The sequence below is a fragment of the Micromonospora sp. LOL_023 genome (assembly GCF_048060115.1).
Lineage (GTDB): Bacteria > Actinomycetota > Actinomycetes > Mycobacteriales > Micromonosporaceae > Micromonospora_E.
Genome location: NZ_JBHMIM010000028.1, coordinates 1 through 23,670 on the forward strand (window position 1 = coordinate 1; position 23,670 = coordinate 23,670).

Sequence of the window (23,670 nt, forward strand, 5' to 3'; positions counted from 1 at the left end):
AGACTGACATGAGCGGCCTTTCTGGTGGACGACGGTTGGCGTAGAGAACCACCATCGTCTACTGAGGAAGGTCGCGTCCGTTCACCGGGGTCGCCCTCACCAGGGAAAACGAAGATCAACCAACTTTGCTTTGGCTCTGGTATCTTCGTCGTCGAGAGCGGTGGTGGGCTTGCGCCGGACGGTCACGCGGAGACATTGAGCCTTTGCGGGTAAGACTCTGATCACCAGGCGCAGTGTCCGGAACAGCCGAGATGTGTGGGAATCGCCCTGGTGGGCCGGGATGAACGGTGAGGGCGCGGAACGCCGGTACGAAGTGTTCCTCTCACAGGCCACTCACCCGGAGTCCCGCGCCGCTCATGAGTATCGCCTATACCGCAACGCTGCCCGTACGCGACGAGACCGTGTCCCACCTCTCCGGACTGCTGCACGCCGAACGTCTCCGGCGCGGCACCCGCCAGGGACGGCGGGTGCTGACCTGCTTCCGGCAGGCCGTGCTGGTCCTGCGCTGGCTGCTCGACGGCACCCGGATGAGCCAGTTGGCCCGCGACAACACGATCAGCCTGTCCACCGGGTACGCCCACCTCCACGAGGCCATCACGGTCCTGGCCGCCCAGGCTCCCGGCCTGCACGGCGCGCTGCTGGCAGCGAAGGCCGCCGGCTACGACCACGTCCTGCTCGACGGAACCCTGATCGAGACCGACCGGATCGCCACCCCGGGTCCCACCCCCGGCGTCGACCTGTGGTGGTCGGCCAAGCACAAGAACCACGGCGGCAACATCCAGGTCCTGACCGCCCCGGACGGCTGGCCGCTGTGGACCTCCCCGGTACGCCCCGGCCGGGAACACGACACCACCTGCCTGCGTGCCCACCCCGGCCTGCTGACCACCCTCACCGAGATCCGCGAGGACATGCGGACCCTGGCCGACCTCGGCTACGAAGGCGAAGCCGACACCATCGCCGTCGCCTTCAAGAAGCCCAAGGGCGGCGAGCTCACCAACCTGCAGCAGACGTTCAACCGCGCCCACAACCGGCTCCGCGCGGTCGGCGAACGCGGCAACAGCCTGCTCAAGACGACCTTCAAAGCCCTGCGCAACATCAGCCTGTGCCCGTGGAAGATCGGGAACATCGTCGCCGCGGCCCTGGTCATCCTCCACATCGAGCACAACCGAACCACCTGAGCCGAGAACCGGCACTACACCCAGTCGTGGACCGTTACTCGCAAAGGCTCAGTGAAGCTTGACCTGAGGAGGATCCGCGACGGCGTCTACTTGAATTCGTGGACGGAGGTCAGCGGTGCCACCGTCACCCACGTCGAGAAATTCGCAACGCGACGCTGTATTCTAATGTGACTGTCGGCGGCACTCTCTACAACTTCGTCGGGACTATTGAGGAGGAATGACCATGGCCGCGAACACGGCGACTGACCAAGCCCAACGCAACACCGAAATCGTACTGACCGCCATGCGGGAACTCTTCGTTGAGAAGGACATCACGGCGCTCGACCGGTACTGGTCAGAGCCTTACGTCCAGCACAGTCCTCAGTTGGCCAATGGTTTGAACACGCTACGCGCTATGGTGCCGGGCTTGGAGGGCTTCTCGTGGGAGCCGAAGCGGATCGCCGCACAGGGCAACCTCGTGTTCACCCACAGCGTTGTCCATGGGTGGGCGCCGAACCCGGTCGTCATCGTTGACATCTTCCGGCTCGATAATGGCCGTATCGTCGAACACTGGGATGTCATTCAGGACCTGACCTTTCCTGAGGCGACTGTCAATGGTAACCCGATGATCTGACACTCCGTAGGTGGGAGAGCGGGCGGCGAATCGGCACTGAACCGCCGCCCTGCTCCAACAGGCCGAGCACCTTGTGTGGCGCTTCTGGTGCACCGAGCTCCACGCCTGACCGCGGCCTCAGATTCCTGATCGATGGACTACCCGTCAGTCAGCACCTGAGCCGGGAGAGGCCGAGTTTGCCATGCGCTCGTGGCGCTGGTTCTCCTCGCCCAGCCGGACCCCGGAGCATCCAAAGCCCCTGCAGGGAGCCGCTCGGCCGCTGGGCCGCGTAGCCGGCCGTCATGCCTCTGCCCGCGCGGCGAGGGCCGTGTTCATTGCCACGAAGCCTGATTCGGTCGAGCGCAACACGCCGCGCAGCATCCTCACGAGCAACCCGGAGAAGCGCTCGGACTGGGTGAACCGGGTCGACTCGGGAGTGAGCGGTTCGATATCGAAGGAGTGCGCGCCGTTGAAGATGCCCGGGACGAGCAGACGGCCGAACCATGCGAGCCGCCGTTCGGGCTCGACGGCGGTGACGGTGGGAGTGAAGCGGCGCGGCTCAGCCCCGGGAAGAGCGATGGTCACCGACAGCCGAGACCCCCGGGTCAGGCCGCCGTCAAGCTTCGTGATGAATGGGTTCCATTCGGGGTACGCAGCGGTGTCGGTGAGGATAGTCCACACGCGTTCTGCAGGCGCGGAGATGTCGATCGTGTGGTTGATGGTAGGCATGGTCGTCCTCTCCTGGTCTGGCCTGAGGGTGGCTCAGTGGCCAAATCGGTTGTGCGACATGGTGTCGCAGGGTTCCAGATCATGTCGGGATGAGGTCTTGCGATCCGAATCGCCGCCGGTCATCGGCGTGTCGCCAGGCTCGCACCCGTGGCGACCGTTCGCGTCGGTGGAAGCTACGTTGGTCCCGGCCGGTCGCACCGTGCTGGCACGGTGCTATGAGCCCGGCCGACGCTGTCAAAGAAGCCGAACACGGCTGGTCGATTGAGCACTGACGCCTGACTGCCAGGCCTTCCCAGGGCTGCTGGCCGTGGTGTGCCCGACTGGTCAGCGCAGCGGCAGTTCCTTGAGCTGCCGGCGCGAGGTGATCCCGAGTTTCCGGAAGATGCTGCGCAGGTGGGCTTCGATCGTGCGCGGGCTCAGGAACAACTGTGTGCCGATCTCCCGGGAGGTTGCCCCGGTGGCGACCAATCGGGCGATGTGCAGCTCGTGGGTGGTGAGGGCGTGGGCCGGCTGGGTGGTGCGTTTGCGCGGGTGCTCACCGGTGGCGCGCAGCTCGCGGGCGGCTCGTTCGGCGAACGCTTCTACACCCATCTCCGACAGCAGTTGGTGGGCGGTGCGGAGTCTCTTGCGCGCGTCCTGGCGGCGGCCTTCGCGGCGCAGCCACTCGCCGTAGACGAGGTGAGCACGAGCCGTGTCGCTGGCCATTCGGGAACTTTCGAGCCGTTCGATCGCCTCGCGGTAGTGCTTCTCGGCATCGGGCCCCGTGCTGGTCAGCGCTCGTGAGCGCGCGGCCAGTCCGAGCGCCCAGGAGGTGCCGCACGCATCCGCGCGTGAACTGAACTGCTCCAGCGCAGATGCCGCTCGTGCCGGCTCGCCGGCACGAACGGAAGCCTCGATGAGCTCGGGCAGGCCCGCGCTGCTGATCGACAGTTCGGCGGACCTGCACGCCCTCTCCGCCGATTCCTGGGCGACCGGATAGTTGCCCAACCCGTTGTGAAGTACTGCCACCGCGTACTGGGCCAAGGCGACATCTGTGCCCCCGTCGGGGTAGATGTCCTCTTGGGCAATGATGGCGTTGAGCGTGGTGGTCTCGGCCTGGTCGCCACGCCAGGCGTTGAGAATGACGTGACCATGGCGCAACGGCACGCCCCCGGTCGCCTGCGTGATTACCGTGGCCTCGGTGGCCAGCTCGTCTGCGCGGGCGAGATCGCCCATCAGGACCGACGTGATGGACAGGAAGTTCAGTGCGGCGGGGAGCGTCGCCAGCGCGCCTGCCTCACGAGCGAGCTGGACGTTGCGGCTGGCCAGCACGTAGAGCAGTTCGTCGTCGAGGACCGCCACGGCGTTGCGGCCGGCCAGCCACAGCCAACGGTCGCTGGGGCTGGATTGCACAGATGCCACGTGCGGGTCGCGGAACGCTGCAAGCGCGATCCGCAGCCCGGGCGCTCCTGCCGAATATCCTCTTGTCAGGATCGTCGCGAGCCCGTCGAGGAGCAGATCTACCGGTCGCGGCGGCGCCCCGGGTGAGGGGGCGGCCAGGGCCGCTTCGGCGATGCACACCACGTCGCACCCACCGTTGATGATGGCCGCGTCCAGCGCGTGTAGGTAGGTCTCACGGGACAGCGCGGCGTCCAACGGGGCGAGTGCCTTGGCAGCATCCATCAGCATGCCCGGCACCTCGGTGCCGCGGGTCAGGTGGAACGCGATCTGGGCCCGCAGCAGGTTGAGCCGCGCGCGTTGCAGGGGAACCAGCGACCCGACCGGCGCGGCCATGAGTAGTTCCAGCGCGCCTTCGGACGCGCCAGCTTCGTGCGTGACGTGGGCGGCTTCCAGCGCTCGCCGGGCACGGGTGGCGTGATCCGGGGTGAGGGTTGCCGCGCGCTGCAGGAACGCGGCTGCGGCGGCCAACCCACCGCGGGCCCGCGCCCGGTCGGCGGATTGCTCAAGCTCGGCGGCGGCGTCCTCGTCGGTGCCCAAGACCGATTGTGCGCGGTGCCAGGCGCGTCGGTCCGGGTCGGTTTGTGGGTCGGTGGCGGAGGCCAGCGCGCCGTGGGCGCGGCGGTGGTCGGGTGGCGTGGCGGCCCGGTAGACCGCCGAACGCGCCAACGGATGACAGAACCGCACCCGGATGTCGATCTCGAGTAGTCCGGCGGCTTCGGCGGGTGCGGCCGCTTCGCGGGCGATCCTCAGCTGCGCGGCGGCGCGCCACAGCAGCGCCACGTCGCCGGTCGGCTCGGCGGCGGCGACCAGCAGTAGCAGCCGGGTGTCGGGGGGGAGGCTGGCGGAGCGGCGCCGGAATGCGTCCTCGACGCGGTGCGGGACGCTGAGGGTGTCGGGCAGCTCGAACCCGCCAGCCAACTGCGTCGGCGGCGTGCTGCGGGGGAACTCCAGCAGCGCCAGCGGGTTGCCGCGTGCCTCGGCGACGATCCGGTCACGGACCTCGTCGTCCAGCGGGGTGCGGACCGCGATCGCCAGCAGCGCTTTGGCGTCGGTGTCGCCGAGCCCGTCCATGCGCATCTCCGGCAGCCCGGCGAACGTGGCGACAGCGCCATCGCCGACATCGCGCAGCGCGAAGAGGAAGGCGATCCGTTCGGCGGCGATCCGGCGTGCCACGAAAGCCAGGACCTGCGCGGAGGCTTCGTCCAGCCATTGAGCGTCGTCGACGAGGCACAGCAGCGGCTGTTCCTCGGCGATCTCGGCCAGCAGGTTGAGGGTGGCCAGCCCGACCAGGAACCGGTCCGGTGCTGCCCCGGCGCGTAAGCCGAACGCTACGTCGAGGGCAGACTGCTGCGGCTCGGGCAGTGCATCCGCGTGGTCCAGCAGCGGCACGCACAACTGGTGCAGACCGGCGAACGCGAACAGGGTCTCGGACTCCGCTCCGACCGAGTGCTCGACCCGGAACCCCGAGGGAGATGCGGTATCGCGGGCGTGCTCCAGGATTGCGGTCTTTCCGATGCCCGCTTCCCCACGCACCATCAGTGTTCCGCTGCGTCCGGCCTGTGCCTGGGCGAGTAGGTGTTCGACGGCGACGCGCTCTGCGCGCCGGCCCAGAAGGTTCGACAGTTCGTTTCTCACCTGAGTCCGTCGGCATCCGTACAAGCATCTGGAACGTAGGTGATTATCACCGATGCGAACCGCGGCCGCCAGAGCGGGTCTCAACCGTGGCCGGCGCGTCCGCCGGCGCCGTTGTTGGTCCTGGCACGCCGCGGGCAGCGACCGTCCATCGCGCGGCTCTGTCACGACCGGCGAAGGCAAGGGCCACGACGGTTCTCACTCGGGTGCGTTCGAGAACGGGGTTCCCGCGGTAGTCGCCTAACTCGTCCATGCCGATCCCCTTGACCCGGTGGCCATGGGTGCCGTTGGCGTACAGGTCCCGGTCGAGCACCGGCTGCAGCGCAGGACGCAGGGTCAGACAATCGTCGGCGGTGACCAGGTGGATGGTCGAACGCATGAGCGCCGTGCGTACCGCCCTGCGGTTCGTGATCAGCTGGCTCAGCTCGTCCGGCTCGAAGTCGCCCAACCTGGACCACAGCCCGATGTAGGGGTTCGTCGGCACCTGGGCCTGTAGGCCGACCAGATGCTCGATCGCCGCAGGGACGGGCATGTCCGAGCGTTCGAGCAGGAGCTGGCGTGCCAGTAGTGCGCGGTTGAGAGCCCGCCGGTCGAGCCGTCGTGCGCGGACAGTTCCTGGTCCGGAGGTGGGCTGGCCGTCGACCGTCTCAGTCGGATTGCGGATCACCATGGCTGAACTCTTCCAGAAGGAGCCAGGCGATCCGGTGAGCCCGCCCACCGCGGCTCCGAAGTGGCAGATTTCGGCGAAGGAGGGTGACGAGTCCGGTGAACTGATCATCGCCTAGAGCCCAGGCCTCGGGAGTGCGCCGAACCGTGTCACCGACGGGGGTGCGGACAGGTGTTGGGCAGGTACCGGGCAGCTCTGTCCGGACTCATCTCATTCGTGAACGCGGTACCTGGTATGAGCAGGTTGGTATCCCCGTTGGCTATTGACCGAGCACATCGGACCTCGCAGACTCGGCGCAGGAGTCGATGTCTCGGCTGTCGACAGCGGCGATCCCGACTGTCCGACGCCATGATGTCGGCATTGCGCAGCGACGGCAGGGGAGGCCCTGGATGCGTAGCAGATGGACGACGGCGGCTTTTACATTCGCACTGGTCGGCGGGATGCTCGCCGGCCTCCAAGGGGCGTCGATGGCGCACGACCCGGACACCCCCGCCGGCCGTGACTCGGCCGTCGCGTTCATGGCCCAGCGGGAGCCGACCCAGAATCTCACCGCCCTCGCGCAGGTCACCTGCAGCGGTGGCCAGGCCAGCAGCTACCCGTGTCGCAACGTCGACCTGATGTCGTTCCTGCCGCTGAGTCAGATCGGCGGTAGCCAGGCCAACGACATCTGGGGCTGGACCGACCCGTCGACTGGCAAGGAGTACGCCCTGGTCGGACGCCGCAACGGCACCTCCTTCGTGGACATTTCCAACCCGGTGGCACCGGTGTACCTCGGCAACCTGCCTGCCTACCAGAACCGGACGGCGATCTGGCGCGACATCAAGGTGTACCGCAACCACGCCTTCATCGTCGCCGACGTCCGTGGGCACGGCATGCAGGTGTTCAACCTGACCCGGCTGCGCACCGTCGTCAGCCCACAGACCTTCACCGCCGACACGCACTACAGCCGGTTCGGCAACTCGCACAACATCGCAATCAACGAGCAGACCGGGTACGCGTACGCGGTCGGCTCCAACACCTGCAGCGGCGGTCTGCACATGATCGACATCGCGACCCCGACTTCTCCGGTGTACGCCGGATGCGTCAGCTCCGACGGCTACACCCACGACACCCACTGCGTCGTCTACCGGGGCCCGGACACCGCCTACACCGGCCGGGAGATCTGCGTCAGCTCCAACGAGGACACCGTGACGATCGTGGACGTGACCAGCAAGTCGAGCCCACGTCAGATCGTCCGGGCGGCCTACTCCGGCCGGCAGTACACCCACCAGGGCTGGCTGACCGAGAACCATCGCTACTTCGTCCTGGACGACGAACTGGACGAGACCCGGGCCGGTGGGGGGACCAAGACCTTCGTCTTCGACCTGCTCGACCTGGACGCGCCGCGACACACCGGCACCTTCGCCTCGTCGGCGGCGGCCACCGACCACAACCAGTACGTCAAGGGCAACTACAGCTACCAGGCCAACTACCGCGCCGGGCTGCGCATCCTCGACCTGCGCAACATCGCCAGCGGCACGCTCACCGAAGCCGGCTACTTCGACATCTATCCGTCGAGCAACACCGCCTCGATGAACGGCGCGTGGAGCGTCTACCCGTACTTCCCCAGCGGCAACGTGGTGGTCAGCGGCATCGAGCAGGGTCTGTTCGTGCTCCGCCCGAACCTGTCCGCCGTGCTGTCGGACGCCGTGGCGCCGGTAACCGTCGACCGCAGGGTGCCCGCCTGATGGCTCGAGCGTCCACCCGCCAGCAACCACCGAACGAGACGACCTCGCCGGTCCACAGGCCGGCGGGGTCCGCCGATCCCGACGACGCGGCCGGTCCCGTCGGGTCCGACCTCCCCGCCGGGCCGGGTGGTCCGGGCGGTTCGGCCCGCCCGGGCGGGCGACGCGTCGGGATCATCGCCCTCGCCCTGCTGGTCGCCGCCGCCGGCTTCGTCGCCGGTCGGGCCACCACCAGCGGCGGTACGCCGTCGGTGGCCGCCGGCACGGCTGGCGCGCACGCCGGCCACGGCGTCGGCGGACTCGGTGTCACCGCCAACGGGTACACCCTGGTCCTACTCACTACCCCGACCGTCGCCGGTGTCACCGGCGAGCTGGCATTCCAGATCATCGGCCCGGACGACGGACCGGTCACGGCGTACCAACCCAACCACGAACGGGACCTGCACCTGGTGCTGGTCGGTCGGGACTTCACCGGCTACCAGCATCTGCACCCGGCGCGCGAACCGGACGGCACCTGGCGGGTGCCGGTGACCCTGTCCACCGGTGGCGCCTACCGGATCTTCGCCGACTTCGTGCCCGCCGGGGAGACCACGCCGGTCACCCTCGGCGCCGACCTGCTGGTGCCCGGTGGGTACGCGCCCCGCCCGGAGCTCGCCGTCGACGAGGCCACCGTGTTCGTCGACGGCGGATACACGGTGACGCTCGACGGCGGGCTGCGCCCGGGGCAGGCCAGCCAGATCCTGGTCTGGCTGGGCCGCGACGGCGTACCGGTGCCGAACTTGGAACGCTACCTCGGCGCGTACGGTCATCTGGTGGCGCTGCGCCACGGCGACCTGGGCTACCTGCACGTGCACCCGGCACCGGCGGCGAGCCCCAGCTCCGTGGTCGCGTTCGCCGTCGAAGTCCCGTCGGCCGGCACCTACCAGCTGTTCTTCGAGTTCCAACACGACGGGGTGGTACGCACTGCGGAGTTCAGCCTCCTCGCGTACTGATCACGCCCGGTCAACCGACCGGACAGCGCTGAACCACTGTGGCCGGTGGGCGGTGTCACCGCCCACCGACACCGCGCTGTTCGCGCCGTTGGTCGGCCGTGGCCGGGTCTACGCGCCGGCGACCGTCGAGCGACTGATCCGCAGCGACGAGCCGGACCCGGTCGATAGCCGGCGGGTCACAGGTAGACGCGGGTCAGCGCTTCGGCCACGCACACCGGCTTGTTGCCGCCGTCCCGTTCGACGGTGACCCGGTAGCGGACCTGTACCCCGCCCGCGACGTCGGAGACGTCGAGGATGTCGACCACCGCGCGCAGCCGGGCACCGGCCGGAACCGGCGCCGGAAAACGGACCTTGTCGAGCCCGTAGTTGACCGACATCCGGGCACCGGACACCGCCACCCGGCCGGCGACCAGCGCCGGTAGCAACGACAGGGTGAGGAAACCGTGCGCGATGGTCCCGCCGAACCCACTGTCGGCCGCCCGGCGCGGATCCAGATGAATCCACTGGTGGTCGTCGGTGGCGTCGGCGAACCGGTCGATCCGGTCCTGGCCGACCCCGATCCAGTCACCGGGTCCGAGGCTGCCGCCGACTGCCCGGCGGAGTTCGTCGACGGATTCGAAGGCCACCGCAGCTCCTGTCACGCCGTTGCCGGACCGGCGATCGCCCGGTCGACGCACAATGCTATCGGCAGGTCGGGGACAATGCGCAGGGCAGGCGTTGGGTGCGACGCGACGCGACGGGAGGTGGCGGTGCGGATCCTGCTCGTCGACAACTACGACTCCTACACGTACAACCTGTTCCAGCTGCTCGCCGTCGCCGCCGGCAGCGAACCGGTGGTGCTGGCCAACGACGATCCCCGGCTGACCGCCGTCGAGCAGTTCGACGTGGGGTGCGTGGTCATCTCACCCGGGCCGGGCCGGCCGCAGCAGCTGACCGACCTGGGCTGGGGCTGGGAGCTGCTCGACCGGCACCCCGGGCTGCCGGTGCTCGGCGTCTGCCTCGGTCACCAGGCCATCGCCCTGCACGCCGGTGCCCAGGTCCGGGAGCAACTGCCGCGGCACGGCCACCTCGACGAGGTACGACACGACGGCGACGCGCTGTTCGCCGGGATGCCGCAGCGGTTCACCGCCGTCCGCTACCACTCGCTGCAGGTGGTCGAGCCGTTGCCGGCGGAGCTGGCGGCTACCGCGTGGGCCGCCGACGGCACGGTGATGGCGGTGCGGCATCGTCGGCTGCCCCGCTGGGGTGTGCAGTTCCACCCGGAGTCGATCGGCACCGAACACGGTCTGCTGTTGGCCCGCAACTTCCTGGCCCTTGCTGCGGATCCGGGGCCGGTCGTCGGCCGCCGGTCGCCGGAGGCGACATCCGTGCCGACACTGGACGGTCCGTCGGAGTCGGCGCCAGCACCGGCAGCGGGCCCACCGCTGGTGCCGACCGTCGGCGGCTGGCACCGCGACGTGGCCGTCATCGAGTCGGAGATCGACACCGAGGCCGCGTTCCTGCAGCTGTACGCCGGGTCCCCGTACTCGTTCTGGCTCGACGGCAGCGACACCGCCGAGGGTCGCTCCCGCTTCTCGTTCCTCGGCGACGCCGCCGGCCCGCACGCCGAGGTGCTCCGGTACCGGGTCGGCAGCGGCCGGGTCGAGGTGGCACGGCCCGACGGGTCGACCGGGTTCGAGCCGGGCTCCATCTTCGACGTACTCGACCGGCGGCTGGCCGACCGGCGGCTGGCCGTCGGCGACCTGCCGTTCGACCTCGGCGGCGGATACGTCGGCTACTTCGGCTACGAGACGAAGGCGGACTGCGCCGCCACCACCGCCCGCCGGGCCGACACCCCCGACGCGGTGTGGATGTTCGTCGATCGACTGATCGTCGTCGACCACCAGCGACGGCGCACCTATCTGGTGGCGTTGAGCGCGGCCGCCGCACTCGCCGCCGCCGAGGTGCTCGCCGCCGATACCGGGCGGGCCGCGTCCCGCGCCTGGTTGGCGGCGACGGCGACGGCGCTGCGCCACCTCGCGGCGACCCGCCCCGAGCCGCTACCCGAGCCGCTACCGGAGCCGTTCGCGCCGCCGGCCGACGCGCAGCCGGACCGGTGGGCGGTGCCCGCGCGCGACCGGCCGCGCTACCTCGCCGACATCGACGCCGCGCTGAATCAGCTGCGGCGTGGCGAGAGTTACGAGATCTGCCTGACCAACCAGCTCCGGCTGCCGGCTATCGACGACCCGTTGGCGTACTTTCGGGTGCTGCGCCGGATCAACCCGGCGCCCTACGCCGCGTACCTGCGGTTGGCCGACGTCGCCGTGGCCAGCTCGTCGCCGGAGCGGTTCCTGCGGATCGGCCGCGACGGCACCGTGTCGAGCACACCGATCAAGGGCACCGCCGCGCGCGGCACCGACCCCCGCCGCGACGACGAGCTGCGGCGTGGCCTGACCGCCGCCGAAAAGACCAGAGCGGAGAACCTGATGATCGTCGACCTGGTCCGCAACGACCTCGGTCGGGTCTGCGAGATCGGCTCCGTCGAGGTGCCGCGTTTCATGGCGACCGAGACCTATCCGACGGTGCACCAGCTGGTCTCCACCGTCGAGGGCAGGTTGCGCCACGACACCAGCCCGGTCGACTGCGTACGCGCCTGCTTCCCCGGCGGCTCGATGACCGGCGCGCCGAAACTACGCACCATGGAGATCATCGACCGGCTGGAAGGCCAGGCCCGCGGCATCTACTCGGGCGCGCTGGGCTACTTCGGCCTGACCGGCGGCGCCGACCTCAGCATCGTGATCCGGACCGCGGTCGCGACCGGCGACGGGGTCACCGTCGGCGTCGGCGGCGCCATCGTGCTGGACTCCGACCCCGCCGACGAGTACGCCGAGACGATGCTCAAGGCGCGGGCGTTGCTGACGGCGTACCAGCTCGCCACCCGGTCGGTGCGATGAGCGCACCGGCCGATGGTCCGATGTGGCTCGATGGCCGGCCGGTCACCCCGGCGGAGCTGGCCGCGCTGGCGCTCTACGACTTCGGACACTTCACCACGATGACCGTCGAGCGTGGGCGGGTCCGCGGCCTGCGGCTGCACCTGAACCGCCTGGTCGACGACTGCCGTACGGTGTTCGGCGCCGACCTGGACCCCGACCGGGTGCTCGCCGTGCTCCGGGCCGCCGTCGGGTCCGCTCCGGCGATCCCGACGACCACTGTACGGGTGACGATCTTCGATCCGTCGCTGACCGTCGCCGGGCCGGTCGACGTACCGCCGCGACCGCGGGTCCTGATCACCACCCGCCCGGCTGGCGCCGGACCGACCACCCCGCTGCGGTTGCGGTCCTGCACCTATCAGCGGGACCTGCCGGCGGTGAAGCACACCGGACTGTTCGGCGCCGTACGGCAGCGCCGACTCGCCCGGGCGGCGGGCTTCGACGACGCGCTGTTCATCACCGCCGACGGTCATATTCTCGAAGGACCCACCTGGAACGTCGGGTTCGCCGTCGACGGCGAGGTGCGCTGGCCGGCCGGGCCCTGCCTGTCCGGGGTCACCCGGCGGCTGGTGTCGGCGGCAGCCGAGGCCGCCGGACTGCGCTGCCGATCCGCCCCGGTGCCGTTGTCCGAGCTGACCGGCGGTCACGGTGCCTTCGTCACCAACGCCTCGGTCGGGGTACGGGCGGTCGCAGCCATCGACGGGACCCCGTTGGCGGACGCGCCGCTGGTGCGCCGGCTGGGTGAGCTCTACGCCGCCGGCCACGGCGATCCGCTCGACCGGAACTGACCGACGAGCCGGGTGGGCATGAACGGCCGCCGACCGGGTACACGTCGGTCGTGGCCCAGGACACCGTGGTACGCGTACCCGCCGCTGGCGTCGTGCTCGACGCCGACGTGGTGCTGCCCGACCACGCCCGCGCGGTGGTGCTGTTCGCCCACGGTAGTGGAAGTTCCCGGCTCAGCCCACGCAACCGGATGGTCGCCAATCGGCTCAACGCAGCCGGTCTCGCCACCGTCCTGGTCGACCTGCTGACCAAGGATGAGGAGCAGATCGACGCGGTCACCGCCGAGCTGAGGTTCGACATGGAACTGCTCAGCCGGCGGCTGACCGCGGTCGTCGACTGGTTGGCAGGACAACCTGACCTCGGTGACCTACCGGTGGGTCTGTTCGGTGCCAGCACCGGCGCGGCGGCGGCGTTGCTGGCCGCCGCGGCGCGGCCTGACCGGGTGGTTGCCGTGGTCTCCCGTGGCGGCCGTCCCGACCTCGCCGGCGCCGGGTTGGCCGAAGTGCGGGCACCGACCCTGCTGCTCGTCGGGGAGCTCGACCCGCAGGTCAAGGAGCTCAACGCCGCTGCTGCGGCTGCCCTGCCGGCGCCGTGCGAACTGCGGGTGGTGCCGGGTGCCGGTCACCTGTTCGCCGAGCCCGGCACACTGGACCTGGTCGTCGCCGACGCCGCCGACTGGTTCGACACGCGGCTGGGCTGATACTGGCCAGGCGTGACTCGCCGATCGGTGCGGCCCGGTGCGGGTCCGACCGGGCTTCACCCAGGGAAGAGCCAGTTCAACGCGGCCAGCGACGTGGCGACGTACCGGTCCCGGCCGGCCTCGACGCCGTACGCGAGGTCCTCGAAGACCCGGCACCGGCCGTGGAAGCGTGCCTGCACCCGGAGTGCTTCCAACTCGTTGCCGGCGGCGGAGTAGCCGCGCAACGCACAGTCGAGGGGCGTCCGGCGGCTCGCCGCGGTGGTGTGCAACCGGTCGAGCAGCGTGCCGATGGCCGCGGCGACCGGTGTGGCGTACGCGGCCCGCGTCTCGGGCGGCAGGTCCAGTAGTGGAATCCCCGGTAGCTTGCGGTATCCCAGGCACCAGCCGCCGACAGCGAACAAGGGCCGGGGGACCGGCAGCGGTGACACCTCCGCGACGGTGGCGAGCAGGTGGACCTCGCGCTGCAGCCGGTCCGGATCCGGTTTCCTGGCGGCGCGGACGATCAGTTCGCCGTCGACGTCGTAACAGATGTGGTCGAGACCTGCACCGATCAGGGACACCGTCCGGACCGGTTGGGCGGGCACTGCGGTGCGTACGGCGGTGCGTACGGCGGTGCGTACGGCGTCGAGGTCATGGCGGGGACCAGCCATCCGGCCGATGCTAGCCGACCTTTGCTACGTCTGCGGCTGACGCAGGCGCCGCATCGTTGCAGGTGGTGGTGATGTCGTCACGAAGATGATCGTTTGCTGGCGGGGTGCGCGCACTTGTTACGGTCGTCGACCGGTGGACGAGTGAAGGACGGCGGCATGAACGGGACAGTGGCTTACCTGGTGACCGGGCTGGGGTGCCTGATCGCAGTCGCCGGAGTGGTGGCGGTGTCGATCGGGGTGTGGCGGTCCCGGGTCCGGGCCAACGACTCCAATCGGGCCGGGCGTTCCCCGGCCGACCCGTTCCACACCGGTGACACCGACGCGCTGCGCGGCGACCCCCGCCGGCTGGTACCCGGCGACATCGTGGAGACCAAGGGCCAGTCGTACGTGGTACGCGGCAGTGTGCACTTCGCCGAGGGCGGCTGGAACTGGAGCGAACACTTCCTCGACGACGCCCGGGGCGACAAGCTGTGGCTCTCGGTGGAGTCCGATCCGGACCTGGAGTTGGTGCTCTGGCGGTCGGCGGCGCCGGATGTCGTGCTGCAGCCCGGTGCCGGGACGATCGACCTCGCCGGCCGGCGTTACCGGCTCGACGAGTCCGGGCAGGCCAGGTTCACCAGTGTCGGTGCCACCGGGTTGGCGCCCAACGGCACCGTCCGCTACTACGACTACACCGCGCCGGACGACGCCCGGCTCTCCTTCGAAGGATACGGTGATTCGTCCCGCTGGGAGATCGGGCTCGGTGCGGTGCTGCACCGGGCCGAGGTGATGATCTACCCTGCCGGTGGTCAGCCGCCGACCGGCCGGTCGGCCTGACATGCTGGTCAGCCTCGACGCACCGTACGTCGACACCACCGCCGCCGATCTCGGTTTCGCGCTGGGGCTGGCGCAACTGCCCGCCCTGTACGTGCTCGACCTGCCGTCGCCGGCGACGGTGTCGCCGCTGGCAGCGGGTGGCGGGCCGGGCGGTGCGGGAGCGACCCGATGCGGACTGCTCCGGCTGCGCCTGTTGGGCGCCTCCCACCAGGCGGTGCTGCGCACCGGCGACAGCGAACTGGTCGAGACGGTCGCCTGCCTGCCCGGTCGGCCGCGGGACCTGCCGCCGGCGGTGGACGGCCCCGACGGGTACCACTTCACGGCCCGGGTGCGGCGGTTGCCCGCCGCCGCGCTCGCCGCGCGGGTCGGTGAGCTGCGGCGGCGGCTGACCGACGATCCACAGGCGCTGGTCGGGATCTTTCCCGGCAGCCCGGACGCGTTGACCGCACTGCATGCCCGGTTCGACGACGGCCAGGTCAGCTGGCTCACCTGGCATTCGTATCCGCAGGGGGGCGAGCTGGTCGAGACCGAGACGGTGGTGACGACACGATGACTTCAGGTAAGTGGATCATTGGCGGCGTGGTGCTCGCCCTGGTGGGCGTGATCGTGTCGTGCTGCGGGCTGGCGGCCGGCACCTTCTCCGCCCGTAGCTACGTCGAACGCAGCTACGCCCGCTCGACCGTCGACGACATCGGCTCCGACGCCAAGGGATTCCGGTCCGACCGGCCACCGGCAGAGGTGGCCGACGAGCTCAGCAGGGAGTTCCAACCGGCGGACCGCTTCATCGACGGCGACCGGCACTATCTGCGGTACGGCGACGACTCGGTGGTGATCCTGCCGGCCGCGCTCGGCTCGTTGATCCTCGTCGAACGGATGGCGACCGCCCACGCCCGCTACCGGCCCGTCGTGGGCAACTCGTGGAACTGGCAGCGTGGCAGCACGACCCGTGGCGGCGGCCCGGGCACTGGCAAGTGACACCCCTTCACCCCTGGAGTCCCACATGTTCCGAACCCTCTTCGTCGACCTGTTGCTGACCCTCGCGTACAGCGGGGTGGGGTTGGTCCTGATGGCCCTCGGCTACCTGCTCGTCGACGTCGTCACCCCGGGCAAGCTGCACGAGCTGATCTGGTCCCAACGCAACCGCAACGCCAGCATCCTGCTCGCCTCGAATCTCGCCGCGGTGGGGATCATCGTGGTCGCCGCAATCACCGCCGGGGAGAACAGTTTCGTCGACGGCCTGGTCGGCACCGCCGGATACGGGCTGCTCGGCCTGGTCGTGATGGCGGTGTCGTTCGTGCTGCTCGACGCGGTGACCCCCGGACGTCTGGGGGACATCCTGGTGGACCCGCAGCCACATCCGGCGGTCTGGATCAGCGCCGTCATCCACCTCGCCACCGGCGCGATCGTGGCGGCGGCGATCAGCTGATGTCAGCGAGCAGCTGATGACGGCGGTCGCCGTCCCGGCGTCGGACGATGCCGCCGGCGCCGGGCGCCGCTACGCGCGGCTGGCCCGCCCGGCGGTGCTCGCCGCGGTCTTCGTCTGTGCCGCCTGCGGCCTGGTCTACGAGTTGGCCCTCGTCGCCCTGGGCAGCTACCTGATCGGGGACACCGTCGGGCAGGCGTCGATCGTGCTGGGCGTGATGGTGTTCGCGATGGGCGTCGGCGCGTTGGCCGCCAAGCCGTTGCAGCACCGCGCCGTCATCGCGTTCGCCGCTGTCGAGCTGGCCTTGGCGCTGCTCGGCGGCCTGTCGGTGCTGGTGCTCTATGCCGCCTTCGCCTGGCTCGACCTGTACGCGCCGGCGTTGGTGGCGATCGCCTTCGTGCTCGGACTGCTGATCGGGGCGGAGATTCCGCTGCTGATGGTCCTGCTGCAGCGGATCCGGGCCCAGTCTGCCGGCAGCGCGGTCGCCGACCTGTTCGCCGCCGACTACGTGGGCGCGTTGCTCGGTGGGCTGGCCTTCCCGTTCCTGCTGATTCCGTTCTTCGGTCAGCTACGCGGCGCGCTGCTGGTCGGTGTGGTCAACGCGCTGGCCGGGATCCTGCTGGTCGGCACCGTGTTCCGCCAGGATCTGGGCCGGCGCGGCCGGGCGGCGGTGGCCGTGGCCGCGACGCTGGTCGGCGTTGTGTTGTGCGGCGCCTACCTGATGGCCGAGGACTTCGAGGTGACGGCGCGTCAGCAGCTCTACCGCGATCCGGTGGTGCACGCCGAACACAGCCGGTATCAGGAGATCGTCCTCACCCGGGCGGTGTCGCCGGTCGCGGGTGCTCCGGACCTGCGGCTCTACCTCAACGGTGATCTTCAGTTCAGTTCGGTCGACGAATACCGCTACCACGAGGCGCTGGTCCACCCGGCGCTGGCGGGTGAGCGTGACCGGGTGCTGGTGCTCGGCGGCGGTGACGGGCTGGCGCTGCGGGAGGTGCTGCGCTACCCGGACGTGTCCTCGGTGACCGTGGTCGAACTCGATCCGGCGGTGGTGACGCTGGCCCGCACCGACCCGCAGATCCGCACGCTCAACGCGGCCGCCTTCGACGACCCCCGGGTACGCCTGGTGCACGCCGACGCGTTCACCTGGCTCAGAGCGGTTCCGGGCACCTTCGACGCGGTGATCGTCGACCTGCCGGACCCGGACCAGACCGCGACCGCCAAGCTGTACTCGGTGGAGTTCTACGGTCTGCTGCGCCGGGTGCTCGGGCCGTCGTCGCGGCTGGTGGTGCAGGCGGGGTCGCCGTACTTCGCGCCACGGGCGTACTGGTGCGTCGACGCGTCGATCCGGCGCGCCGGTCTGACCACCCGGCCGTACCACGTGGACGTGCCGTCGTTCGGTGACTGGGGCTTCCTGATGGCCGTACCCGCCGATGACGGTGCGCCGGTGCTGCGGGTTCCGGCGGACGCCCCGCCGCTGCGGTTCCTCCGCCCTGAGGTGCTCCGGGCGGCCGAGGTCTTCCCGCCGGACCGTGGGCCGTTGGCGGTGGCGCCGTCGACGCTGCTGGAGCCCCGGGTGCTGGAGTACAGCCGGGAGGGGTGGCGCGGCTACTGACGGCGGATGCCGCTGTGGCCACGATCACGGGCGGTGGTCGCGACCGTTGCCGCTGACCAAGCAAGCGACCGGTATGGTCAGTGGCTGGTGGGTCAGTGCGAGGGGGTGCCCGATGGCCACGACGTCGGACTGGATGGCACCCGGAGTCTTCCCGGTGGCGCACGGGGTTCACCGGATTCCGCTGCCGATGCCCGACGACGGTCTGCGGGCGGTGAACGTCTACGCGATCGAGGACGACGCCGGACTGGTGCTGATCGACGCCGGGTGGGCGGTGCCGGCCGCGCGGGCGGCGTTGGAGGCCGCGTTGCGGGAACTCGGGCGCGACCTGGGCGGGATCTGGCGGTTCCTGGTCACTCACATCCACCAGGATCACTACTCCCAGGCGGTCTCAATCCGCCGGGAGACGGGTGTGCCGGTGGCGCTGGGCATCGGCGAGCGGCCCAGCCTGGAGTTCATCGCCGCCGGCACGAACGATCCGTACGCGGCTTCGCTGGCCCAGTTGCACGCGGCCGGCGCGGGTGAGCTCGTCGACGAGGTGCGTCGGCTGACCCGGCAGCCGGGTCAGCCGGAACTCGACTGGCAGCCACCCGACGAGTGGCTCAGCGGCGAGCGGGATGTGGCCCTGTCGGGGCGACTGCTCCGCGCGTTGCCGACACCGGGGCACACCGCCGGGCACTACGTCTTCCGTGACCCCGCCGCCGGACTGCTCTTCGCCGGGGACCACGTGCTCCCGGGTATCACCCCGTCGGTCGGCTTCGAGGCGGTGGCGGCACACCGTCCGCTCGGCTGCTACCTCGACTCGCTGCGGGCGGTGCGGGCGTTGCCGGACGCGCTGCTGCTGCCGGCACACGGCCCGGTGACGGACAGCGTCCACCGCCGGGTGGACGAACTACTCGCCCATCATGACGAGCGGTTGGCCGAGATCGGTGCCGCGGTCGTCGCCGGAGCGGGGACGGCATACCAGGTGGCGCTGACCATGCCGTGGACGCGCCACCGGCGCAAACTCGACGATCTGGCGCCGTACCACCGGATGCTCGCGGTCAACGAGACGGCGCTGCACCTCGACCTGCTCGTCGAGCGCGGGCTGCTGACCGCGAGCTGGGTGGACGGCGTGGGGGCGTACCGGCCGGCCGGCTGATCGCCCGCTGGGGCGACCCGGACGAGGCTGGGCGCCACGGTGGTTCCGGAGCGGGCTGGGCTGCGGTATCGTCTTCACCAAGCAAGCGCTTGTGAGGTGAAGCTGTGCAGTTGTCGTCGTCCAGCCCGACCCCGATCCGGTGCCCCGGCGGTCCGCGATGGCGGTGATCACCCGGCCAGCCGACCCGACCGACCTGCTGCGACCCGGCATCCTGGTCGGCGGGCAATGGCGGGACACCGGCACCGGCGGCCAGCGCGAGCACGTCGACCCGGGCACCGGGCGGGTCCAGCAGGTCTTCGCTCTCGCCGGGGCAGCCGAGGTAGCCGACGCTGTCGCCGCCGCCCGAGCCGCGCTGCCCGGGTGGCGGCGCTGGCCGACCGACCGACGCCGGGAGGTCCTGACCCGGCTCGGTGACCTGATCCGGGCCAACGCCGCCGAGTTCGCCGCGATCAACGCCCTGGAGGTCGGCACCCCGGCCGCGCTGTCACTTGGTCGTTACACCACCGGGCAGACCTTCTTCGACTACTACGCCGGCTGGCTGGACAAGGCGACCGGCGACTCGCTGCGGATGCCCGGCGCGCTCGACCTGACCCTGCTGGAACCGGTAGGTGTGGTCGGCGCCATCCTCACCTGGAACCATCCGCTGGCCAACATCCAGACCACGGTGGCCCCGGCGTTGGCGGCCGGCTGCACGGTGATCGTCAAGCCACCGGAGCAGGCCCCGTTCGCCGCGCTGCGGTTCGGCCGGATGTGCGCCGAGGCCGGCCTGCCGCCCGGGGTGGTCAACGTGCTGCCCGGCGGCCCGGCGGTCGGTGACGCCCTGGTCCGGCACCCCGACATCGACAAGATCGGCTTCGTCGGCGGCCCCGCGACCGCGAGCCGCATCCAGGCGGCCGCGGCCCCGACCCTCAAACCACTGCTGCTGGAACTCGGCGGCAAGAGCGCGTCGCTGGTCTTCCCGGACGCCGATCTCGACCGGGCCTGCCGGCTGGCGCTGCTGATCACCGCGAACAGCGGCCAGGGCTGCACCATCCCGACCCGGATGTTCGTCCACGACGACGTGTACGACCAGGTACTCGACCGGCTGGTCGACGGAATCGGCGCGGTCACCGTCGGCGATCCGTTCGACCCGGCCGTCCGGATGGGGCCGCTGATCGACGCGGCCGCCCGCGACCGGGTCGTCGGGGTCATCGACCGGGCCCGCCGCGACGGTGCCGGCGACCTGGTCCTCGGCGGGCACCGGCCCGGTGGCGAACTCGCCGACGGGTGCTACGTCGCACCGACCGTCTTCTCCGACGTGGACCCGCACAGCGAACTCGCCACCGAGGAGATCTTCGGGCCGGTGCTGTCGGTCTGCCGGTTCCACGAGGAGGCCGAGGCCGTCGAAGCGGCCAACGCCAGCCGGTACGGCCTCGCCGGCTACGTCCACACCCGCGACGTCGACCGGGCGCTGCGGGTCGCCTCGGCGCTTGACGTCGGCAACGTCGGCGTCAACGGCGCCGGTGCGCCCGCCGGACCGTTCGCCCCGTTCGGCGGGGTGAAACAGAGCGGCTACGGCAAGGTCGGCGGGCTCGCCGGGCTGCTCGAGTTCAGCCGGATCAAGAACGTACTACTGGCGGTCGACGAATGAGCCCACCCGGCGGACCGCCGGGCGGCACCGGGGAGGGGTCGCGATGACACGACTGGTGGATGGCGCGGTGCTGGTCACCGGCGCCGGATCGGGAATCGGGGCGGCGATCGCCCGGGAGGTCGCCGCGGCCGGTGCGGCGGTGGCCGTCAACGACCTGGACCCGGCCGCCGCCCGGGCCACGACGGACTCGGTCGTCGCGGCCGGCGGCACCGCGTACCCGGTACCGGGGGACGTGGCCGATCCGCAGGCCGCCGCCCGGGTGGTCGGCACCGCCGGTGAACTGCTCGGCCGGCTCACCGGGCTGGTCAACAACGTCGGCGTGGTCCGTGGCGGACCGCTGCGGTCGATCGCGGCGGACGACTGGGACGCGATCATGCGGATCGACTGCGCCAGCGCGCTCTACTGCAGCCAGGCGGCACTGCCCGCGTTGACCGCCGGTGCTGGCGCGATCGTCAACCTCTCCTCGCTCTGCGGCATCCACGCCGCCCCCGGCGCCGGCGCGTACAACGCGGCAAAGGCGGCGGTCATCTCGCTGACCCGGCAGATGGCGCTGGAGTGGGGACCGGACGGGATCCGGGTAAACGCCATCGCCCCGGGCATCGTCAGCGGCACGAACTTCTCGGCCAGCAGCCGTGATCCGCAGGCCGCGAAGCGTCGCGGCGCCGCCGTCCCGCTCGGGCGTACCGGATCGGCGGCGGACATCGCCCCGGTCGCGGTGTTCCTGCTCGGCGATGCCGCCCGGTACGTGACCGGCCAGGTCATCGCCGTAGACGGCGGGCTGGGCGTCGCCCTGCAGACGCTGCTGCCGGCGTGACCGGTGAGTGGACCGACGTGGCCGGCGAGCGGCCGGAGCCGATCGGCGATCCGTTGGCGGCGCCGCTCCTGGTGCGCCGGCACCGGCTACGCAACCGGATGGTGATGACGCCACACCTCGGCCGGCTGCCACCCCGGCGGCTGCTGCGCTACGTGGCCGAGCGCGCCGCGGGTGGAGTCGCGATGATCGTGCTGCCTGCCGGTCAGGGGGTGTACGCCAATCCGGTGTACCCGGCGCAGGTGTGTGCCGGCGACCCGGAAGCCTACGCCGACCCCGACGCGGTCTCGTTCCACGTCCGTGACCCCCGGCACCGGGACCTGCTGCTCGCCGGCGCGCACGACCCTTTGGCCAGGCTCGCGGCGGCGGTGCACAGCGGCGGAGCGGTCGCCGTCGGCCAGATCCATCACCCCGGCGCCGAACGTGGCTGGGACAACTTCCAGCCGACGGTGGCCCCGTCCGAGGTACGCGCCGACGACACGGGGGCCGTACCGCACGAACTCACCGCCACCGAGATCGACGACCTGGTGTACGGCTACGACAGCACCGCCGCGGCCATCGTCACCGCCGGATTCGACGGGGTCGAGCTGCACGCCGGTCACGGCTATCTGCTGAACCGGTTCCTGTCGCCGCACTACAACCGCCGCACCGACCGGTACGGGGGATCGCTGGCGGATCGCCTGCGGCTGATCCGCCGGATCCTGCGGACGATCCGCGGCACCGTGGGAGACGGCGCGCTGCTCGGCATCCGGCTCACCGCCGGTGAGGAACTACCGGCCGGGATCGACCCGACCGGTGTGGCCGAGGTCGCCGGCGGGCTGGCCGACCTCGTCGACTACGTCAACCTGTCCCTGGGCAACCACGACGGGCTGCGCGCCGGCCGGCCGGCCACCGCGTACACCGGGCCGTGGCTGGTGCCACCGGCGCCGGCTGCGGCGGCTGCCCGGCTGGTCCGCGCAGCCGTCGGCGTCCCGGTCGTGGTCACCGGCCGGATCACCGACCCGGCCCTCGCCCGCGAGCTGGTCGCCGACGGGACGGCCGACCTGGTCGGCCTGGCCCGGGCGCTGATCGCGGATCCCGCCTTCGCCCGGCAGACGATCAGCGGGGACACAGCCCGGATCGCGCGCTGCGTCGGCTGCAACGAGTGCGTACGGGTGCCGTTCTCCTGCCCGGCGAACCCGCGCGCCGGGCGGGAGGCCGAGTTCGACCGCCCGCCCGCCGGCACCCGTCGCCTCGCCCGCCGCGGGCTCACCCGCAGCCAGCCGAACCGCCGCCGGATCGCGGTGGTCGGCGCCGGGCCCGCTGGCCTGGAGGTGGCGATCGGCGCGGCGCGCGGCGGAGCCGACGTCACCCTGATCGAGGCAGCCGACTCGGTCGGCGGGGTGCTGCGCCAACTGGTCGGCTCGCCGCTGCTCGCCGCCTGGACGCCGCTGCTGCACCGGCTGGAGCAACGGTTGCGAGCGCTGGTGGACCAGCCCGACCCGGCCGGTGGGCGGATCACCCTGCGTACCGGGTCGGCGGCCACCGCCACCGACCTGGTCGCGCTGGACGCGGAGCTGGTGGTGCTGGCCACCGGCAGCCGTGCCCGGCCGGCGGACTTCCCGAGCGACCACCCGCCGTTGACCACACTGGACCTGTTGGCGGGCCGCCGGCCGCCGGCGGGCGCGCCGGCCGTGGTGGTCGGCGGTGCCGAGCGGCATCTCGAGCCGTTTCTCGCCGCCGACCTGTTGGCCGGTGCCGGCTGGCCGGTACGCCTGGTCACCGAGTGCGTCGACATCGGACCCGACATCGAGCTACGGACCCGGTCGGCGCTGCTGCGCCGGCTGTTCGCCGGGTCGGTGACGATCACGCCGATGACCCGGGTGCGCCGGTGGGTCGGCGACACGGTCGAGGTCGAGCAGCTGTTCAGCGGGCACCGGTCCACCGTCCCCGCCGGCGCGGTGGTTCTCGCGCACGGCCGGGCGGCGGCGACAGACCTGCGGACGGCCCTGCCGGCGCAGCTGCGACGCCAGCTGGTCGGGGACGCGCTGGCGCCGCGCCGGTTGACCCATGCGGTGCTGGAAGGAGCCCGGTTCGGCCATGGGCTGTCCCGGTGACCCTGCTGGCGGCACCGCGCCGATGGCCGACATGGCGGTCGGCGGCGGCTTGGCCGGCTGGTGCGCGCCCAGCAGGCCGGCG

22 protein-coding genes are annotated in these 23,670 nt (G+C 71.1%); 17 read left to right on the forward strand and 5 right to left on the reverse strand.

Annotation, left to right across the window (positions count from 1 at the left end):
- Positions 1-356: 356 nt before the first annotated feature.
- From ACFHVL_RS16570 to ACFHVL_RS16580, 3 genes are read left to right on the forward strand one after another with little or no spacing between them, the layout of a single operon-like run.
- Positions 357-1,178, forward strand: a complete 822-nt coding sequence (locus ACFHVL_RS16570) for an HARBI1 family protein (RefSeq protein ID WP_416628851.1) — start codon at positions 357-359, stop codon at positions 1,176-1,178.
- 51 nt (positions 1,179-1,229) lie between these two features.
- Positions 1,230-1,349, forward strand: coding sequence for a MoaF-related domain-containing protein (locus ACFHVL_RS16575; RefSeq protein WP_416628853.1), 120 nt, complete (start codon positions 1,230-1,232; stop codon positions 1,347-1,349).
- 52 nt (positions 1,350-1,401) lie between these two features.
- The gene (locus tag ACFHVL_RS16580; RefSeq protein WP_416628855.1) at positions 1,402-1,791 is read left to right on the forward strand and encodes a nuclear transport factor 2 family protein; all 390 of its coding nucleotides are present in this window, start codon (positions 1,402-1,404) and stop codon (positions 1,789-1,791) included.
- Between the two features lie 279 nt (positions 1,792-2,070).
- Here the strand turns inward: ACFHVL_RS16580 and ACFHVL_RS16585 are convergent, their stop codons facing one another.
- From ACFHVL_RS16585 to ACFHVL_RS16595, 3 genes are all read right to left on the reverse strand, one after another.
- Positions 2,071-2,499, reverse strand: a complete 429-nt coding sequence (locus ACFHVL_RS16585; protein WP_416628857.1) for an SRPBCC family protein — start codon at positions 2,497-2,499, stop codon at positions 2,071-2,073.
- 324 nt (positions 2,500-2,823) lie between these two features.
- Complete coding sequence (locus tag ACFHVL_RS16590) at positions 2,824-5,574, reverse strand: ATP-binding protein (protein ID WP_416628859.1); 2,751 nt, start codon at positions 5,572-5,574, stop codon at positions 2,824-2,826.
- Positions 5,575-5,620: 46 nt separating this feature from the next.
- Entirely contained in the window at positions 5,621-6,349 is a 729-nt protein-coding gene (locus ACFHVL_RS16595) for a DNA glycosylase AlkZ-like family protein (protein ID WP_416628860.1), read from the reverse strand.
- Between the two features lie 278 nt (positions 6,350-6,627).
- Here ACFHVL_RS16595 and ACFHVL_RS16600 point away from each other — a divergent pair, with 278 nt between their 5' ends.
- Both ACFHVL_RS16600 and ACFHVL_RS16605 read left to right on the forward strand, forming a co-directional pair.
- Entirely contained in the window at positions 6,628-7,965 is a 1,338-nt protein-coding gene (locus tag ACFHVL_RS16600; RefSeq protein WP_416628862.1) for a choice-of-anchor B family protein, read from the forward strand.
- A complete protein-coding gene (locus ACFHVL_RS16605; RefSeq protein ID WP_416628864.1) occupies positions 7,965-8,954 on the forward strand; it encodes a hypothetical protein in 990 nt (329 codons plus the stop codon). The genes ACFHVL_RS16600 and ACFHVL_RS16605 overlap by 1 nt, the downstream gene beginning before the upstream one ends.
- A 176-nt stretch (positions 8,955-9,130) precedes the next feature.
- Here the strand turns inward: ACFHVL_RS16605 and ACFHVL_RS16610 are convergent, their stop codons facing one another.
- The gene (locus tag ACFHVL_RS16610; RefSeq protein ID WP_416628865.1) at positions 9,131-9,580 is read right to left on the reverse strand and encodes a MaoC family dehydratase; all 450 of its coding nucleotides are present in this window, start codon (positions 9,578-9,580) and stop codon (positions 9,131-9,133) included.
- Between the two features lie 123 nt (positions 9,581-9,703).
- Between ACFHVL_RS16610 and pabB the strand changes: the two genes are divergently transcribed.
- From pabB to ACFHVL_RS16625, 3 genes are read left to right on the forward strand one after another with little or no spacing between them, the layout of a single operon-like run.
- Positions 9,704-11,887 (forward strand): aminodeoxychorismate synthase component I, encoded by a 2,184-nt coding sequence (pabB, locus tag ACFHVL_RS16615; RefSeq protein ID WP_416628867.1) that lies wholly within the window; start codon positions 9,704-9,706, stop codon positions 11,885-11,887.
- Positions 11,884-12,711 (forward strand): aminotransferase class IV, encoded by an 828-nt coding sequence (locus tag ACFHVL_RS16620; RefSeq protein WP_416628869.1) that lies wholly within the window; start codon positions 11,884-11,886, stop codon positions 12,709-12,711. Before pabB ends, ACFHVL_RS16620 begins: the two co-directional genes overlap by 4 nt.
- A gap of 50 nt (positions 12,712-12,761) precedes the next feature.
- Positions 12,762-13,409 (forward strand): dienelactone hydrolase family protein, encoded by a 648-nt coding sequence (locus ACFHVL_RS16625; RefSeq protein WP_416628871.1) that lies wholly within the window; start codon positions 12,762-12,764, stop codon positions 13,407-13,409.
- Between the two features lie 56 nt (positions 13,410-13,465).
- On the opposite strand, the gene ACFHVL_RS16630 is transcribed toward ACFHVL_RS16625, so the two are convergent.
- A complete protein-coding gene (locus tag ACFHVL_RS16630; protein ID WP_416628873.1) occupies positions 13,466-14,059 on the reverse strand; it encodes a phosphotransferase family protein in 594 nt (197 codons plus the stop codon).
- A gap of 156 nt (positions 14,060-14,215) precedes the next feature.
- On the opposite strand from ACFHVL_RS16630, the gene ACFHVL_RS16635 reads away from it, so the two are divergent.
- The 9 genes from ACFHVL_RS16635 (at position 14,216) to ACFHVL_RS16675 (ending at position 23,588) form a co-directional block, all read left to right on the forward strand.
- A complete protein-coding gene (locus tag ACFHVL_RS16635) occupies positions 14,216-14,875 on the forward strand; it encodes a DUF4178 domain-containing protein (RefSeq protein ID WP_416628874.1) in 660 nt (219 codons plus the stop codon).
- Position 14,876: 1 nt separating this feature from the next.
- Complete coding sequence (locus ACFHVL_RS16640) at positions 14,877-15,428, forward strand: DUF2617 family protein (protein ID WP_416628875.1); 552 nt, start codon at positions 14,877-14,879, stop codon at positions 15,426-15,428.
- Positions 15,425-15,850 carry a DUF4247 domain-containing protein gene (locus ACFHVL_RS16645; RefSeq protein WP_416628876.1) on the forward strand — a complete coding sequence of 142 codons (426 nt, stop codon included), beginning with the start codon at positions 15,425-15,427 and terminating at the stop codon, positions 15,848-15,850. Before ACFHVL_RS16640 ends, ACFHVL_RS16645 begins: the two co-directional genes overlap by 4 nt.
- Before the next feature lie 25 nt (positions 15,851-15,875).
- Positions 15,876-16,301: a DUF350 domain-containing protein gene (locus ACFHVL_RS16650; protein ID WP_416628878.1), complete on the forward strand. Its 426-nt coding sequence runs from the start codon at positions 15,876-15,878 to the stop codon at positions 16,299-16,301.
- A 16-nt stretch (positions 16,302-16,317) separates the two neighbouring features.
- Positions 16,318-17,913, forward strand: coding sequence for a polyamine aminopropyltransferase (locus ACFHVL_RS16655; protein WP_416628880.1), 1,596 nt, complete (start codon positions 16,318-16,320; stop codon positions 17,911-17,913).
- 112 nt (positions 17,914-18,025) lie between these two features.
- Positions 18,026-19,051: an MBL fold metallo-hydrolase gene (locus tag ACFHVL_RS16660; RefSeq protein WP_416628882.1), complete on the forward strand. Its 1,026-nt coding sequence runs from the start codon at positions 18,026-18,028 to the stop codon at positions 19,049-19,051.
- Between the two features lie 139 nt (positions 19,052-19,190).
- The gene (locus ACFHVL_RS16665; protein WP_416628884.1) at positions 19,191-20,681 is read left to right on the forward strand and encodes an aldehyde dehydrogenase family protein; all 1,491 of its coding nucleotides are present in this window, start codon (positions 19,191-19,193) and stop codon (positions 20,679-20,681) included.
- 43 nt (positions 20,682-20,724) lie between these two features.
- Positions 20,725-21,495 (forward strand): SDR family NAD(P)-dependent oxidoreductase, encoded by a 771-nt coding sequence (locus tag ACFHVL_RS16670; RefSeq protein WP_416628886.1) that lies wholly within the window; start codon positions 20,725-20,727, stop codon positions 21,493-21,495.
- Entirely contained in the window at positions 21,492-23,588 is a 2,097-nt protein-coding gene (locus ACFHVL_RS16675; protein WP_416628888.1) for an FAD-dependent oxidoreductase, read from the forward strand. Before ACFHVL_RS16670 ends, ACFHVL_RS16675 begins: the two co-directional genes overlap by 4 nt.
- The last annotated feature ends 82 nt before the right edge of the window (positions 23,589-23,670 follow it).